This is a genomic window from Halorubrum sp. B53 (genome assembly GCF_059752395.1).
In genome coordinates this window covers 18,591-34,495 of record NZ_MWTH01000001.1, presented here as the reverse complement: position 1 = coordinate 34,495, position 15,905 = coordinate 18,591, and the positions used below count along the sequence as shown (strand labels likewise).

At 57.7% G+C, this 15,905-nt stretch carries 12 protein-coding genes and 1 pseudogene; 11 read left to right on the top strand and 2 right to left on the bottom strand.

What is annotated here, in order from left to right; genetic code table 11:
* Positions 1 to 33: 33 nt before the first annotated feature.
* The 11 genes and pseudogenes from B4V06_RS00200 to B4V06_RS00150 all read left to right on the top strand — a co-directional run.
* On the top strand, positions 34 to 2,067 hold the full coding sequence (locus tag B4V06_RS00200) for a hypothetical protein (RefSeq protein WP_498166454.1): 2,034 nt from the start codon (positions 34 to 36) through the stop codon (positions 2,065 to 2,067).
* Positions 2,068 to 2,536: 469 nt separating this feature from the next.
* A complete protein-coding gene (locus B4V06_RS00195; RefSeq protein WP_498166451.1) occupies positions 2,537 to 2,827 on the top strand; it encodes a DUF8069 family protein in 291 nt (96 codons plus the stop codon).
* Positions 2,827 to 3,153 carry a DUF7558 family protein gene (locus B4V06_RS00190; protein ID WP_498166448.1) on the top strand — a complete coding sequence of 109 codons (327 nt, stop codon included), beginning with the start codon at positions 2,827 to 2,829 and terminating at the stop codon, positions 3,151 to 3,153. The genes B4V06_RS00195 and B4V06_RS00190 overlap by 1 nt, the downstream gene beginning before the upstream one ends.
* Before the next feature lie 155 nt (positions 3,154 to 3,308).
* A complete protein-coding gene (locus B4V06_RS00185; RefSeq protein ID WP_498166618.1) occupies positions 3,309 to 3,659 on the top strand; it encodes a DUF8105 family protein in 351 nt (116 codons plus the stop codon).
* A 6-nt stretch (positions 3,660 to 3,665) separates the two neighbouring features.
* The gene (locus B4V06_RS00180; RefSeq protein ID WP_498166446.1) at positions 3,666 to 3,995 is read left to right on the top strand and encodes a DUF8158 family protein; all 330 of its coding nucleotides are present in this window, start codon (positions 3,666 to 3,668) and stop codon (positions 3,993 to 3,995) included.
* Between the two features lie 84 nt (positions 3,996 to 4,079).
* Positions 4,080 to 4,340: a HalOD1 output domain-containing protein gene (locus B4V06_RS00175; RefSeq protein WP_498166443.1), complete on the top strand. Its 261-nt coding sequence runs from the start codon at positions 4,080 to 4,082 to the stop codon at positions 4,338 to 4,340.
* Between the two features lie 583 nt (positions 4,341 to 4,923).
* Entirely contained in the window at positions 4,924 to 5,784 is an 861-nt protein-coding gene (locus B4V06_RS00170; RefSeq protein ID WP_498166441.1) for a DNA-binding protein, read from the top strand.
* A gap of 220 nt (positions 5,785 to 6,004) precedes the next feature.
* Positions 6,005 to 7,138: a homing endonuclease associated repeat-containing protein gene (locus B4V06_RS00165; RefSeq protein ID WP_142980670.1), complete on the top strand. Its 1,134-nt coding sequence runs from the start codon at positions 6,005 to 6,007 to the stop codon at positions 7,136 to 7,138.
* 481 nt (positions 7,139 to 7,619) lie between these two features.
* Positions 7,620 to 8,975 (top strand): AlbA family DNA-binding domain-containing protein, encoded by a 1,356-nt coding sequence (locus tag B4V06_RS00160; protein ID WP_142980668.1) that lies wholly within the window; start codon positions 7,620 to 7,622, stop codon positions 8,973 to 8,975.
* A 354-nt stretch (positions 8,976 to 9,329) separates the two neighbouring features.
* The gene (locus tag B4V06_RS00155; RefSeq protein WP_498166438.1) at positions 9,330 to 12,680 is read left to right on the top strand and encodes a KAP family P-loop NTPase fold protein; all 3,351 of its coding nucleotides are present in this window, start codon (positions 9,330 to 9,332) and stop codon (positions 12,678 to 12,680) included.
* Positions 12,681 to 12,970: 290 nt separating this feature from the next.
* Positions 12,971 to 13,488: pseudogene (locus B4V06_RS00150) on the top strand (transcription initiation factor IIB); the annotation flags it as partial.
* Positions 13,489 to 13,554: 66 nt separating this feature from the next.
* Here the strand turns inward: B4V06_RS00150 and B4V06_RS00145 are convergent.
* Positions 13,555 to 14,832 (bottom strand): RNA-guided endonuclease InsQ/TnpB family protein, encoded by a 1,278-nt coding sequence (locus B4V06_RS00145; RefSeq protein ID WP_142980666.1) that lies wholly within the window; start codon positions 14,830 to 14,832, stop codon positions 13,555 to 13,557.
* 581 nt (positions 14,833 to 15,413) lie between these two features.
* Positions 15,414 to 15,902, bottom strand: a complete 489-nt coding sequence (locus B4V06_RS00140) for a hypothetical protein (RefSeq protein WP_092663182.1) — start codon at positions 15,900 to 15,902, stop codon at positions 15,414 to 15,416.
* Positions 15,903 to 15,905: the final 3 nt, after the last annotated feature.

Here is a 15,905-nt window from a genome sequence, read left to right as displayed (position 1 = left end):
CGCTCCCGGTCAGGAGGTGCAGGAGCACACGAGATGACGCTCTCCGAATCAGCTATCCGCGAGCACTACCGTCGTGCCAAACCCGTCTACGAGGCACTGGCGACCGTCAAGGACTACCCGACCATCGGGCTGAACGACTTCGTCGGATGGTACATCAAACGCGACCACGACGACGTCGAGGCGATCAAGGCCGGGTATCCGCAGCGCGGGCGGGTTGCCCGCCTCGATCGTGACTACGACGAGATCCACGACCGCCTCGAACGGACGCTCTATGCCGTCACCACCTACAAGACACCGTCCGCCTTCCAGCAGCGGGAACCCTGTCGCTACGACGAGTCCGAGGAGACGACTGTCTGGCAGGATGAGCCCCCGACCCCCGGGTATGCCGACCTCCGGGCGGTTCCGACTTGGGGCGACATCGACCTCGCCGACGATATCAAGCCGCAGCGTGGTGACCTCGATGCCGAGACGCAGGCGCTCGTCGAGCGAACGCTCGACGCCTACATCGAGGAGTATGCCACACTCTACGGCACGCGGGACGCGGTGTATGCGCTGGACTCCGTCGGGGGCGCGTACGTCTTCGGGGCCCCGGAGGCTACGCTCCCGATTGCGGACCACTTCAGGGACGATCCGGATGCGCTCGAACGGGTGTTCGACGAGTTCCTCGACCGCTCGAACGCATGGCTCCAGGAGGCAGAGGCCCGCGTGAACGAACACATCGACGGCGCCGGTGACGTCATCAAGCCCGACTGGGTGAACAACAAGAACCGGCAGTACAAGCCGCCGCTGTCGGTTCACGCCAACCACGATGCCGTCGTCACGCCCATTGCGACCGACCACGTTCGCTACGAGCTCCGTTCGTTCGAGACCGTCGACAACGCTCTCATCGAGCAGGCGGTCAACTGGGCCGACGACCTCACACGGGTTGAGCACACGGACTGCGTCGATTCGTTGGTCGCGACACTCTGGCCGGATCTCTACGAGGACCACGACGGGTGGCGGGCAACGCTGGAGGCGTGGGTCGAAGCGGAGCGTGAGCGGGAACAAGAGCGACAGCGTCAGCGTGAGGCGGCGCTCCAGCGACGTAAGGAGCGGCTGGCAGAACTCGATGGCACCCTCGAAGGCCGTCCCATTACGCCGTTCAAAGAGGATGTCTACGAAGCCGTGGAGAACATCGACATCACCGAGATTGCCCGCCACTACGCGAGCGATGCCTACGACACGGATCCGAACCAGCCGCGGCCGCAGTTCGACCCGAGCTGGCGGCACAGTGAAAGCGGGCAGTCCTGTTTCGTCGACGAGCAGGCCAACACCTTCGGCGATTCGAAGGTGAACGCCGGCGGCGGGCCGGCGAAGCTTATGGCGCTCGCGACGGGGATTATCTCCGACGCCGATGCGGACCTCGGCGGGGAGGATTACTGGGCGGCCGTCGACGAACTGCGGAGCGCAGGCTACGACATTCCAGTGTGGATTCCAGAGGCCGGGTCAGACCGCGTCGACGGCGGAACCTATGACCAGATGCCCTTCTGGGCCGTTCGGAAAGCGGCTGTCGCGCTTGAGGTCTGTCCCGAGGACGCATTCGTCGATCGCGAGGGAGAGGATGGAACCTACGAGGGATTCCCCGGCTACGAAACCTACAACGAGACGCTAGAAGCTATCGAGGACGCCGGATTAAGACACGGACGCGATCCGATCTCACCGGAAGAAGGGCCCGATACCGAGGACCAGAACGAAGAGGACGCGAGTATTGATACGGCCTCGGCAGATAGCCCAGCTTCGCAACTCGATCAAGCTCATCTTCGCGAGAAGAATCGGCTCTTATCGGCGAAAGTGGATCAGCTCGAAGCAGAGTTAGACGAAAAGACCCACCGGATCGATACCCTAGAGGCTGAGCTAGAGCGTCTACAGAGAGAACTCGAAACGGTTCGATCGGAACGTGACCACTTGGAATCCGCTCTCAAAGACGATGTATTGACTCAGGATTCCGAACAGCAGACGGAAGAAGACCCTGCTGACGACCGATCCGCGCTGGATCGAGCGAGACAGCTCGTCTCTTTCGATCAGTAGAGTGTATCTGTTATTCAGGTGGACGGAGTAATCATAGCGACTCAGCTACGCTGCCCGATCCACCTGACACCCCCAGCGACGCTACCTGACAGCCGACAGGCATCACCCCTCCCAATATGGGAAAATCGCCAGACGGGAGCACTAGACAGCTGTTCCGGGAGTCTGTGTTTTTCGGTCGGCCCTGAAATCGGCTGTCAGGTAGCGCCGTCTTGCGATTTGAGGGTACTTGACAGCCGAAAAATCAACCGATATATGGTGGGGGTGGCCGCCCAAAATTGCGTTCGCGGCCAACGGGGCCGAGGTGCCAGGCCGCAGGCCAAGCGAGAGTAGGCTGCCACCCGGACGATGGCGTGGGGCGTGGAGGGTGAGGGAGCAGGTCGACATCGTGCCTGAGAAGGATGACTGTGGTGACTGATTTTTCTGCCCCGGAATGGGGTGTGGGGCGGTTCGTGCGCTGCCCCTGATTCGTATGTTTGGTCCGGATAGATACGACGATACGGCAGACGATCACGAACAGTTCGAAGCGGAATTGCTCGCGCAGGATCGGGATGCCCGGTCACCATCGACGGCTGATCTCGACGACGAGACGGCCCGCCAACTGGTTCGAGAGCTACTCGATGCCGGAACGATCACACCGGTCGTCGACCAGCGGCTCCTCGTTCACGAACCCAGCAACACAGCGTTCGAATCGATGCAGCAGCTCGCCGTCTTCCACACGGGCTGGACGGCCGCCCACGATGCCGGCGAGGGTGATGAGTGATGCAGCAGACGCTGGCCGGCTGTGCCTTCTGCGAGGCGCCACCCGGGACAGAAACCGGGATCGCCTACACGTGGGGGAAGGAAGAGCGGGTCAGCCACCCGATTTGCGTCGACTGTGCGATCCAGGAGACGCCGGATCCCGATGAGCGTGATCACTACGCCTGTGACAGCTGTGACCTCGTCGTCGACGCGCTCGCAGCGCTCACACGGTCTCGGATCGAACTCGGCCATCTCGAAGGCCCGATACAGGTCTGTAGGAGATGTAGTCCAGGCGGGCCGGCAACGTACTGGACGCGCGACCTCGAGCCGCACATCGTCACGGACTGACCCGCCGAGCGGTCGTCACCAGGAGTGGCACGGCGCCCACGGCGGGAGGGTCACAGTTGTCCGTAGCTGTCCCACCCCACGCCCCTACAGCGTTGGTTGTGTCACTGTCCCGTCGCTCCGCTATCTTCAACAGACGGGCGCTCCTCGGGATGACTATGGACTGCCCCGCGTGCAGGTCCCCAGTCACCCTTGAGGTCGGACCGGACCGGCCGCTTTCGACGTCGGTGTCCGACGCCGTCCTCGCAGCGGAAGAGGACGAGCAGATCGAGGTGACCCGAGACTGTTGGAACTGTGGCTGGCACGAAACGCGGGCGCTTCGCGTCGCATCGATCGACACGACCGCCGGCGACGAGACCGTCGTCAAGCGAGCCGCACTCATCGACGAGATTACCGACGAGCTCGCGTCGATCGAGAGTGTGGGTACGCTTGAGGAGACGCTGGCTGCGATCCGCCGGCAACGAGAAACCGACCCGGCGAGGACCGATACGGACGACGCCACGGAGTGACTCGCAATGCCTGATACAGAGGCCAACTATGACGTCTGTGAGCAAACCGGGAATCCCGAGCACGCATCGGTTGACGATGTGGTTGACCTCGTGATCCAGCGAGCGCAGAACCCGCGAGCCGAGCATGAGGATGCGCATTTCGATCCGGCGGTCGCGGCTCTCGTCAACAGGTACGGAACGGAGTCGGTCCGGACAGTTATCCACCGCATCCTCGTCGACGACGAGCCGTTTCGGACCGCCACGAACGGCCTCGAGATGCGCAACGTCGACGGCGTTCGGATCGGGACCGCCGCCAGCTGGTTCCTCGAGGAGCTGAACGCACAGGACGACCACTGAGGGACCGGTTGAAAGCCCGCAGCGACAGTCCATCGAATCCCCATTTTTAACTCCTATTCGCCCTACCTACCCGTCAAGGCCACAATGGCTCCCTCCACCCCAAGAGACTCAGATACATCCCCCGATCTACTCGTTGAAATCGTCGAGACACTGGAAGCCCACGGGTTGGCGAGTGATTCGTATCAGCTCCACGATGCCGTCGACGTCGAGGCACTCGAACAGCTTCTCGCATCCTCAACCGGCGACGTCGAGGTCCGGTTCACTGTGGAAGGGATTCAGCTCGCTGTCACCCACGACGGCGTCGATGTCCTTCTCGACGAGCCAGCCGGGGCACCTGACCAATAGCGCGATCGAATTCGGCGACAGCGACGTTCCCTGAAAGCCCTCGGCCGCTCGGCATCCCGCGACCACCGCTGCGCTCCTCGTCCCTGCGGTGCTTACGGGGTCGGGGGACGGCCGAGGCGGCCTCGCCCTTTCTGAGTCCGCCAGGACGGTAGCTGGGTCGCCGAGTGTCGCGGCCGGTTGGACAGGTGTGTACGTCACGGCCCGCCCCGCTCGCCGCTGCCGCCCTCCGCGTCGCTCGCGACCGACCATTCCGGGCTGCCTGCCTGCAGTAGCGGGCGGGCTGCCGGGCTAAAATGAATGTGCCCTCGGCGCCAGCGGGAAAGCGCGGGGGGCTGCGCGGCGTAGCTGCTCACCCCCCACGCTTTCTCCGCTGGCCGCTCGCTCCGGGCGGGTCGGCGCGCGGAGCTGGTTGGGGTCGCCGCACTCGGGCGCGCTCTCGCTCGCGCCCGGTAGGGCGCTCGCGAAGGCGCGAGCGAGAGCGCGCAGTCGGTGCTATCGGACGTCGACATCGTCGGAAAACCGCGATGTTAGGGGCATCGCGGTGGCGGCGCGCGAGCGCCTTCACAGGTACGGTGAGTACCCAATGTCTAGTAACAACTCGAGTCGCAAGGTCGTTACGGTGGATGAACAGGCATTCGAACGAACCGAAGACGCCGGCGTCGACGAGGACGGTTTTGAGGTCGTCGACGATCAGCCGGAGTTCCGGGCGACGGTCCAGCAGGAAACGCAGGCGAAGGTGGATTCCAACCACCCAGACGGCATCGTCCAGGACTTCTCGCACCTGCCCCTCGCCCAGGAAGAGAAGATTCGTGCCCTGGAAGCCGAACTGGACCACATCAGCGCCCAGGCGGAACTCGGCACCCAGGAGGGCCGGGCGAAGCGAACTCGCGAAGTCGTCACCAAACGGCGGCAGCGCAAGCGGGAGGAACGCACCCCCGAGCGGACGGATCCGCGCGAACGCCTCTCCCGGATGGAACTGGCGAAGGTGAATCAGGAAGCAGACCGGATGGCACAGCGGCTTCGCACCGGTCATAGTCGGGCGGCCGTTTCGCGGGCGCTCGCAAAGCGGGTCGCCAAGGGGCAGGACATCACCGAAGCAGTGTTCGACACGATGGACGCGCTCAAGGCGGCTCCCGGCGCCATCTGCCCGATCGAGGACGTCCCGGACGTGCAGACCGACGAGGTGAGCATCGAAGGCGAGATCGTGAAACTCTGGCCTCCGAGCGATTCAGCCATAGCCCAAGTCGGTCTCATCGCAGACGACACCGGGAAAATCAAGTTCACGTCCTGGACGGCTTCAGAGCCAAAATTCGTCCGAGTGGGTGAACGGGTGCGGATGCGCGCGCTCAAGAAGAACTGGTACCAAGGCCGGTGTTCCCTCGCAGTCACCTACGACAGTATGATCGTTTTCCCAGAGCGCGACGACCGCTGGTGGGAAGAATAGGGGCGTAGCCCCTTCTTTTTCTGGTGAGTGCCGGACCGACCCAAGCCCCGCCGCCCCGCCCACCGCTCCGTGCTCGCTCCCTGCGGTCGCTGCGCGCGCAGCCACAACCTCGGGTACGGGTCCAACGTTTATCAGTGAAACCGGGGGAATGGGTGTGCGACCCGAGTCCGTTTATCCGGCCCCGCGAGGGGTGCGGACGCACGAGTGCTCGGGAGTACGTATGACCGTCGAAGGCGACTATACCTGTGACATCTGCGGGGAATCGTTCGAACGAAACGTCGATATTGCCACCCACGTTCAGAGCCACCAATCATCAATCGATCCGGACCACATCCTCGCTGAACTTACCCGCGTTGCCGACCAGAAAGGTCGGGCCCCGACACAACCCGAATTCAACGAGGAAGCAGATTGTACCCACGGCGCGGTCCAGTCACACTTCGGCAGCTGGAAGGCTGGTCTGGAAGCCGCAGGCCTTGAGCCACTCTCCCATTCCCATTCGGAGCAAGAACTGATCGACGAACTCCGACGTGTAGCTGATGAGCTCGGCCACTCACCCTCAGTTGCGGAAATGGACGCGGAGGGAACCGTCTCATCCGCCACAATCTCCAAGCGGTTCGGATCGTGGAACGAGGGACTTGAAGCAGCGGGATTGGCTACTACGAAAGCCACCAAAACGTCGCCCCAAGAGGTAGTCAAAGCAATTCGTTCACTCGCAGATGAACTTGGACGGGCTCCGACCGCCACCGAGATGGAAAAGCGCGGAGCGTATTCAACAAAAGTCGCTCAGCGGCGTTTCGACAGCTGGAACGCCGCACTCCGGGAAGCAGGATTCGAACCACTCTCAAAAAAGAATGTTCCAGAAGACGAACTGATAGCGGAACTGAGGCGGCTTCGTGACGAATTGGGTCATGTTCCATCTTCCACGGAGATGCACGAACATGGCCAGTTTACGATGAACCTCTACCTCGACCGGTTTGGATCGTGGAAACAGGCTATCAAGGCGGCCGGGATGGAGTATCGTGGCCAGCCAAGCGGTCCCGATCATCCGCTCTGGAAGGGCGGTTACGGAGACATCTCATACGGCCCGAACTGGTACAAGCAGCGCAAACGGGCGTTGGAACGGGACGGCTTCGAGTGCCAGATGCCGGGCTGTCCCATCGACCGTGAAATCCATCGCGAGCGCTGGGACCGCGACCTGAACGTCCACCACATTACGCCGCTTGGTACGTTCATCGACGCCGACGGGGTTCTGGACTACGAGCGGGCGAACCGGCTTGAGAACCTAATCACACTCTGTCAGCGCCACCATATGATATGGGAGGAGTTCGCCCCGCTTCAGCCCGATATTCGCTAACCGCACCAGGTGGTGTTGCTCGCCCCCGGCGATGGGTGGCGGGGCCACCAGCAATCCCGTCCCACTATGACCGACGACACGACACTCACGGCCCGTGAACGGCTTCGTGTTCACCTCCACGAGGCCCGCCGCACGACCGACTCCCCGATCGTGGAAGCACAGTTAGAGGCCGCACTGGACGCCTGGAACGACCTGCGGCCGACACCCCTGCGGGAGTGTCCCGTCTGTGGGAAGGTCGGGCTGCCTGAACGAATCCAACAACACAGGTGTGGGTCGAAGACATAGCGCACTTTGGTTTTTGTCAATCAAACAAATTTTTTGACCTTTTGGAACTCAAAGAGCCCAATTTCTAAGCGTGGAATTGAACGTCATATTTCCGATCATTCGAACCTTCGGTTCGTTAGCCACGGTTTTCTGGTTATGGAGAACCATTTGAGGCTAACATTGATTTGAGCCGCATAAGACTACTCTATCAACTCAGATGAATATTCGCGAACGAATAGATTGTGGTGATCCAGAAGATAGTCGTCTGGAATACAAGAGCAAAGAGGTGGGCAATCAGAAGATCGCCCTTGAACTCGCTGCTATGGCCAACAGCCAAGGGGGGAGCCTAATCCTCGGGGTTCGCGAAAACAACGACGGCGAACCAGATCTAATACAGAATGTGTCGAATCCGCACGAGAGGGTGGAGGCAGTTACCAACGTAATCTACGATCGTGTAGAGCCAAACCTGGATTTCAACAGCGATACGCTCCGAGTTGATGGGGATACTCTAGTAGTTTTCACTGTCGACCAGACCAATACGCTCCACAGTTTTCTTAATTCGAAGATTGATGAACCGGTCTTCCCGGTCCGGAGAAACACTCGAGTCGGGTATCTGCACGGCCACGAAGTCGCCCAACACTATGAGGCGAGTATTGAAGGAGATGAGTCTGATGAAGAGTATCTGAGGCTCCCGGACGGTGAATCATCGAATTATTTTCTTAGAGCCCCGGATGGTCACATCTCCGATATCTGCATCTTTTCGAACGTCTACTATCCGGGGAACCCGGTTCGGATTGATGTTCGAGCCGGACGCTTACACGAGGTTGAGGTCGAACACATCTTCGCCGTTCTAGAAGACCTGTTCAGCCTTTCAAACGGTGAATCATCCTTTACCATCAACCAGTCAAACGCGGCCTGGATCGGCAGAGGATTCTCTAATTTCGTTCACAACCTTCGGGATCAAAAAGAGCGATACAGCGAGGCAGAGCAGGAGTATAACTACAATCTCGATCTCTATGGAAATGAGCAGGCGGTCTTTATTTCTAACCTCGATATGGTGTATCCGGAGTCGACCATCATGATTTACGCCGGCCCCTTCGTACAGCACGAAGGGTATCGGAATATCGCCGTCAACTTCTTCATTGACGGACATCCGGCTGACGTCCGGCCGTTGATCGAGTTTTCTGAACGGACTGGTCTGTCCCTTTCACAGGCCCATAATGTTGCTATCCCCACCGACGGCATCAGAGAACCGAGCCGGATACCCGTGAAAGTGATAAATAAATCGGTCCGGACAGATGTGCCACAGAGTGAAGATCATCGAACGGTGGATGGAGTTGTCTGTGTGAATCCGTTCGTCGATAACCTAGAGTTCCTAGAGCAGGAGTTGGAACTTGAGGGGCTTAGCCCCGTCACGAAATACGAATGTCTGTTTGCGTACCTGCGCGACTGGGATTACGTTGATGAGGACAACGAGTACGAGGGCAAACGGTTCTTAGTTACGGACTGGAATGAATTCACAAAGGGGATCTATGCGAATGTGAAAGAGATACGGTTTGAAGTAAACTGGTGAACCTGAGATTTGATACTGACCACACACTTCGGACGATCTTGATCAGATGAACCGTTCGTTGAGGAAGATTCCAGCGCTGTTCAGCACCCTCAAATTTCTGTAGGATGAATTCGATGGCTACTTCGATCAATACCAGCTAAGTTTCGGCTTAGAGGGGGGAGGCAGCCAGCAGTTCGGTCTACTCGCTATGAACTAGTTGGTCGTCCTTCCATCCCGGTCAACGGCAGCTGGAAAGCGGCCTCAAAGCACGAGATACGATATAGGGGGTAAACTGGAAGATGCAGTAATCGGATTTTTAGATTCCATTTTCAGCAGAAGGTTATCTTTTATCCGTGTGCTGGCAGATTTGTACTCATGACCGGTGAGGATGGACGTGTCTTTCTCTCTGACGAGCCGATAGAGTCTACAGATCAAGATCGATTCGAGCATCGGGAGTACGTCGACGCCCTTGAGCAGATACTGGAGAACGCAGAGCCACGATGGAACATCGGTGTCTTTGGCAAGTGGGGGACAGGAAAGAGCTCGATAATCAACCTCCTGTTCGATCGGCTGAGCAACAATCCCGAGTTTGGGGAAACGGTTTGTGTAGAATTCGATGCGTGGACCCACGCCGAAGAGTCGATTCGAACAGATTTACTTCTCGGCATCGACCACGAACTTGGAGCGAAGACGAACACGAGGGTTGACGACGATTACGGTATCCTTGGAGAGGACTACATCACCGAAGAACTCTATGACATTACGGAAGATCAAGATAGCGACAACCCTTCTCTTCGTGAATATGCTCAACAGCTCCTCACACATTCAAAATTCGTCACAGTCATCGTTGCGATAACCTCGCTAATTCTGATAGCAGGGGTTCTCATTAATATCCTGAACGCTCTTGGGATTTTTACCCCGGGACAAGGTCTAATGGGTACCGTAAACAGTATTCTCCAACTAGCTGTCCTACCTCTATTCCTTAGTCTCTTCATCTTCATGGCTAAGCAGGTCGAGGACGCGACTTCGACCCTCCGCCAACGATATCCACGCAACGATTGGTCCGGTGCGTACGAACAACTATTCGATGAAATGCTTGATGAGTTGGTCGAAAAGACGGATTACGACCGGGTCATCATCTCTGTAGACAATCTGGACCGGTGTGAGAGTGATACTGTCTACGATGTGTTGGTATCCCTCAAAACATTCATGGGCAACGACCGTTGTTTATATATCATTCCCTGCGACGACGAGGCGCTTCTCAGCCATATCCAGTCTATCGACAGAGGTGAGTACTTCGAAGAGAACGAAAATGAGCGGGAGTTCCTACGGAAACTCTTCCAAGCCCACGTCCGTATTCCGCCGTTCACGAGCAACGCCATCTCTGATTATGCTGCTGAATTGAACGACCAACTCAAGAACGATTATGGTGAGGAGGTTCTCTCAGTCGTCACGAAAGCATACGTCCGGAATCCTCGACGTATCAAACAGGCTCTCAACCGTCTGACGACGCTACGAATGTTGGCCGAGGAAATAGAGGACACTCAGCGAATGCGTGAAGGAGTGATTACCGGCAACCTTCCATTCTTGGCGAAGATATCAATACTGCAGGAAGACTTCCCAGAGTTTTATCGGTCTCTACAGGCAAATCCGCGTCTCCTTGAGGAATTCAATGACTACTTTGCCGGTCGTGTGATGGACCCGGAACGAGAGGAAGAACTAGCATCACACTTCGAACCGTCAGAGGACGGGAACGGGAAGTCTGTGGAGGGGCTTCGAGAATTCCTGTCTTCCACACGGTACATCACCGATGATAACCCACGGCGGTTCATCTATCTGAGCGAGCCCCCGTACACGCTCACACTCGAAGACGGCGACCGCTTCGTCGAAGATTTACGTGCTCGGCAGGTCGATAAGATTCGCGACGAACTGGATACCCTATTTGAGGACGGTGGTGACTTCGGTCCGTACCGTGAGGCAATCAACGATACGCTTGACGAGTGGAGTCATCTCGATTCAGAACTCTTCAACATCATCGAGGGGTTGATGGAGGTATTCGATGCTCTGGATGATGACGCCCAGACTCAGGTAGCCCGAATAGTAAGTGAGTACCTGGTTTCCGTCGACAGGCGGGACTTCTTGGAGGATTTAGATCCCAATATCTCGTTCCCGATGATACTCAAAATGCAACCACGCGACTCGCGTGTGCTCTTTGGGGCTTATGGTGAACTGGTCGCTGATTCAGAAACGCTTCAGGAGAATATCCTCGATGCGTTCGTCAAACACGCTGAAGGAATTCCGAGCTCTGCGAAACGACCCCTGACCGAGAATCTCATCCAACTACGTGAGAATCAGCAGGAAGACACGTTCAAAACGGCGCTCGACAAAATTCACAATTCGGCAGCCGCACGTCAAAAGTTCGCCACCACGAAGCTGCTGAAGGAGGCCATCAAGTTGATTGAGTTGGGTAACAACGAACGTCAGTTTGAGAACGAGGACTACTACCAGAAGTTCGACGCGGATGCATCCGCTGAGGCCCGAGGTACGTTCGTCGAAAAATTGCTTGAACTCCGGAACGAAGTTGAAGATAACAATATCAATCACATCAACGACAGTATCTCGAATATCCTTCTCAATATCGAATCTGACCTACCACGTCAGACTGCGAGTCATCTCTACAACGAATTCCACGGGATGGTGAATGCCCCGAGTAATAACGAAAAGAATCTGGTTGAGACGCTCTTCTATCAATATGACACTCTCTCATCGAGTGACCAGAACCGATTCCGTCAGGAGTGTTTGAAGCAGATTCAGAACTGGGGCGGGACTGGTCAGCAGTACCTCAAATGGGCGCAGCAGTACGATGTACCCCTGCTTGATTCAGAAGACGCAGTGACGGCGACACTCGACCCGTTCCCGGAACAGAACACCAATTCGAGGCTGCTCACCAACACGGTCCTATCGCTGATACCTGAGGTATTCGACGAAGAAGTGACATCGCCGAAGTTGATCGAGATCTTGGAGAACAACGAGGACTCCAAAGCACAGCTCGGTGCAGAGATGTTTTCCACCGCACCGAAGCGATTCAAGAGTGTTCAGGATGAGGTGGTCAGTACGTGCCTGAACAAGGCAAAGAGGACAAACGACACGAACAGTAAACAGATCTACCTGACTGCTGTTGCCGAGGTGTTCACCGAACTTGAGGACAGTGACCAAGAACGGTTCCTCAGTCGGCTAACCGACCTTGCGGGTGGCAACAACAAGGACAAGCAAGCGTTCTCGCGTGTTTGGAATGAAGTCAAATCAGATCTCACCTCTAATCACCGTCGCAAGGTGGGTCAGAACGTGCTCACCATTCTAGAAGACGAAGTGAGTGACCAGAATCAACAGGTTCCGACTGACGACTTGGTCGAAGTTCTCCAATCAGTGACTGATGATCTCGCCGCAAACGCGCACGAAGAGTTTATCCAACGATTGAGCGACAAACTGACCGACGGCAATCGCAGATGGCAACAGAAACAGAATATCGTAGGTCAACTTGCTGCATTCACCGATCTTGCTGGCCAGGAAGAACTTGTGTTAACTCGCATTGAAGGGATGTTGAAGGAGAACTCACAGAACCAGCTCCACCAGACAACCAAAAAGAAACTAGATATCCTCGAACAGCACGATGGAATGGATAAAGCCCGAATCAAAGAAATCCGTGAGCAGCACCTGAAGACGTAGTCAGTGGGGCATAGCGGCTCAATCTTCTACCGCTTACCCCTAACCGTACCGAATGTTTGCAATATGGGGGGAAGCAAGTCGACGAACTGCCCGTCGGCCGTCGTGTACACCGCTCGGTCCTCCGTCCTGTTTTGCTGGTACAACGTATATAACGGATTCAACCGCTCAGGATATACTCGAGTGTTGTTTTCGGGAATTCTTAAGCCATAATAGGAGGACTCAAGCACCATCATCTGAGCGCTAATCCAGCTGAAACGAGTTCCGTACTCGATAGCGTCTATTTTCCCCCAATGGGTGAGGGGTTCGCTGTACTGGCGAGTTCCTGAATACGGTGAGAACAATGGCAACGAGAGACATCTACGAAACCGGCTTCGACGAAGACGTCCAAACGGAGTCAAGCGCAAACCAGTGTCCCGAGTGCCACGGACACGTCACTACGAACGTCAAGGAAACGGTCTGTGAGGACTGTGGCCTCGTCATCGAAGAGCAACGTATCGATCACGGGCCGGAGTGGCGAGCATACGATGCAGACGAGCGCGAGCGAACAGGCGCACCGCTGACTGCGGCCCGCCACGATCGAGGCCTCTCGACGGAAATCGGCCGCGGAACTGATGTACACGGAAACGAACTCTCAGGGCGGAAACGCCGGCGGCTGGCCCGGATGCGGCGCGAACAGACCCGTGGGCGCTGGCGGTCGAAGGCGGAACGGAATCTCGCACACGGGCTGGGCGAGGTGCGTCGGTTGGCGAGTGCCCTCGAACTCTCTGAGTCGATTCGTGACCAGGCGTGCCAATTCGTGATGAGCTCAAGCACATGCTCGACGACGGCGACCAGCTGTGGATCGTCCCAGCAATCGCTGGTCAACTACCCCACCCTACTTCGCTGACCCTGACGGGTTCGCTCGTTGAAGATGGGGCTTGTCCGTGGACTCTACCTCTGACTCGTGAGAGTACGGGGTGTATCCCCGATTCGGCGTCACCGTCCCGGACTTTAGGGCATATTGACTGATGCCCCTCCCACGCGAGGACTGTTGCTCGCGTCGGAGATACACGTCTGCCACGTTCTTGGCAGCGTTGTAGTCGGCGTGATTCCGAGTTCCGCACTGCTGGCACTCGAACGTATCGCGTGACGGGCGATTGTCATCGTGGATGAACCCACACTCAGCGCACCGCTTGCTGGTATTCTTCGGATTCGTCGTGTCCACGAACAGCCCTTCGGCTTCGGCCTTGTACTCGACGTACTCGAACAAGCGGTTAAACGCCCACTCGGAGTGCCACGCTGCGTCGGGCAGTCGCTCACGGATACCAGCTAACTCCTCGAACACGATCCCGTCACAGGCGTAGCGGAGAGCTTCCTCGACGATGCCGTTCGCAACGCTGTGGAGGACGTGTTTCACGTACTCGTCTTCGCGTCCGCTCACGGTCTCCAGCGTGCGGTGGGCGCTCCGCGTGCCACATTCTTGGAGGTCCCCACGCACCCGCTCGAACTCTCGTCGCTTGTGGTTGAGCTCACCAGCAGAAAAGAAGCGGGCCGTGCTGGTGACCGCGATCTCGGTCACGCCGAGGTCAACGCCGAGAACCGTTCCGTTCTCGGTCGCTTCCTCGTCGTCAGGCTTCGGTTTGCGAAAGCCAAGGTGCAAGTACCACTCCCCGTCTCGATAGTGTAGCGTGGATTCGGTCGGTTCCCACTCGTCGCGGTCGAGATACTGGTGTTGATAGCCGTCCTCGTCGTCGGGAAGCACGAGGTCTGCTCGAACCCGAGCGTGGTCGCCGTGGATAGTAAGGGAAACCTGCTCTTTCTCGGGGAAGATGGTCATCGTCCGACTGTCGTAGGTGACGGTCGGACTGGTGTACGTGGGCTTGCTGGCTTTCTTCCCGTCTTGGCGACGGGAGATGCAGGATTTGATGTTCTCGGCGGCTTGGTGACACGCGAGAATGGCGTGCTGGCTGCCGAGATGCGTGTTCTCGCGCACGTCGTCGTAGGCGAGTTGTTGTACGTCGGACTTTGAGTGACACCGCTCCCACGCCTTGTCTACGGCAACTTGGCATCCCCGTTTCCACGCCTCAATGGTCTCTCGGAGGAGTGACTCGTCGGTGGGGGAGACAGCCAGCCGTGTGATGGCGGTTCGACGGTGATAGTCGTTGTCCGACACTATCTTCAATGTTGTACTAAAGTTACTTAATAAGCGGGTTGTCGTTTCCTCCCCGCCCTACTGCGCTACTCACTCGATCCGCTCGTTGCGTTGCTCATTGGGGAGAAAGACTCCACTCGACAAAATTGAAACAGTACCCCACGAAACGGAATCCACCAGTGCCGGAGCCGAAATTCCGACCGTGACAGGCCTCGAGTGCCAGCACTGTACGAGAGAAACAGAACATCGGTTCAGGACACGCGAGTCGCTCTCTGACGAGACCTGGACGGGCCAACCAATCTGGGAGTGCCAGGTGTGTGGCACAGGTCGCTACGGGCCTGCTCCCGAATAGGGCAGGAGGAATCTCGCCGATTAACCAACAGTCGCCGATAGAGATGGCTTCTGTTGGTTAATACGGTGAGTACCCTCAAGTCCGACGGCAGTCACCGCGGGCGTTCATCAGGCAGAGTTCGCAGCGGCTTGCCTCCACAAATCGCGGCGGGAACAGGGGTAGTGGGTAACGCACCGTGACATCGACGAGTCCGGAAAGTCACGCCGACCACGGCACGGACGCATCACCAGACGCTCGATGAACTCGCTGTCTAGACGGGCCAGGTCGGGAGCGAGGGCGCTCCATTCTTCCAGTGAATCGCATCTAGCGCGGGCGGGAATTGCTGTAGTCGGTCATCGAGGACGGCAAGTGGATGCGCATCGAGAAACGTCGCCTCGTGGCGATCAACCGGCGTGTCTTCGTGATTGAGTTGGATGTGACAGGGCCCGAGGTCCGGATGATCGGCGTCCTGGTGGAAGCCGAGCATCAGGTTCCGGTCCGGTTCGACCCAGTTGATGCGGTAGTATTCGTGGTCGACGCCAGCGGGGTACCAGAAGCGAATCTCCAGTCGTGCAGTCGCGACATCGTAGGAGTCACTCAGGAAGGTTGTCGGATCGACATCCGCGATGACGTACCGGGGTCGACGTCGAGACGGACGATAGCGTACCTCCACACACCCAGCTTGATTCGTCAATCGGTCGTGAACGTCGCGGAGGAGGGTCCGCTGTGTATAGCGGTCGCGACCGGCAAGAAAGATCATTCT

What these genes read in the sequence shown, in the direction of transcription:
- B4V06_RS00200 (WP_498166454.1), top strand. Translation starts at nt 34, where the DNA reads ATGACGCTCTCCGAATCAGCTATCCGCGAGCACTACCGTCGTGCCAAA.
- B4V06_RS00195 (WP_498166451.1), top strand. Translation starts at nt 2,537, where the DNA reads ATGTTTGGTCCGGATAGATACGACGATACGGCAGACGATCACGAACAG.
- B4V06_RS00190 (WP_498166448.1), top strand. Translation starts at nt 2,827, where the DNA reads ATGCAGCAGACGCTGGCCGGCTGTGCCTTCTGCGAGGCGCCACCCGGG.
- B4V06_RS00185 (WP_498166618.1), top strand. Translation starts at nt 3,309, where the DNA reads ATGGACTGCCCCGCGTGCAGGTCCCCAGTCACCCTTGAGGTCGGACCG.
- B4V06_RS00180 (WP_498166446.1), top strand. Translation starts at nt 3,666, where the DNA reads ATGCCTGATACAGAGGCCAACTATGACGTCTGTGAGCAAACCGGGAAT.
- B4V06_RS00175 (WP_498166443.1), top strand. Translation starts at nt 4,080, where the DNA reads ATGGCTCCCTCCACCCCAAGAGACTCAGATACATCCCCCGATCTACTC.
- B4V06_RS00170 (WP_498166441.1), top strand. Translation starts at nt 4,924, where the DNA reads ATGTCTAGTAACAACTCGAGTCGCAAGGTCGTTACGGTGGATGAACAG.
- B4V06_RS00165 (WP_142980670.1), top strand. Translation starts at nt 6,005, where the DNA reads ATGACCGTCGAAGGCGACTATACCTGTGACATCTGCGGGGAATCGTTC.
- B4V06_RS00160 (WP_142980668.1), top strand. Translation starts at nt 7,620, where the DNA reads ATGAATATTCGCGAACGAATAGATTGTGGTGATCCAGAAGATAGTCGT.
- B4V06_RS00155 (WP_498166438.1), top strand. Translation starts at nt 9,330, where the DNA reads ATGACCGGTGAGGATGGACGTGTCTTTCTCTCTGACGAGCCGATAGAG.
- B4V06_RS00140 (WP_092663182.1), bottom strand. Translation starts at nt 15,902, where the DNA reads ATGATCTTTCTTGCCGGTCGCGACCGCTATACACAGCGGACCCTCCTC.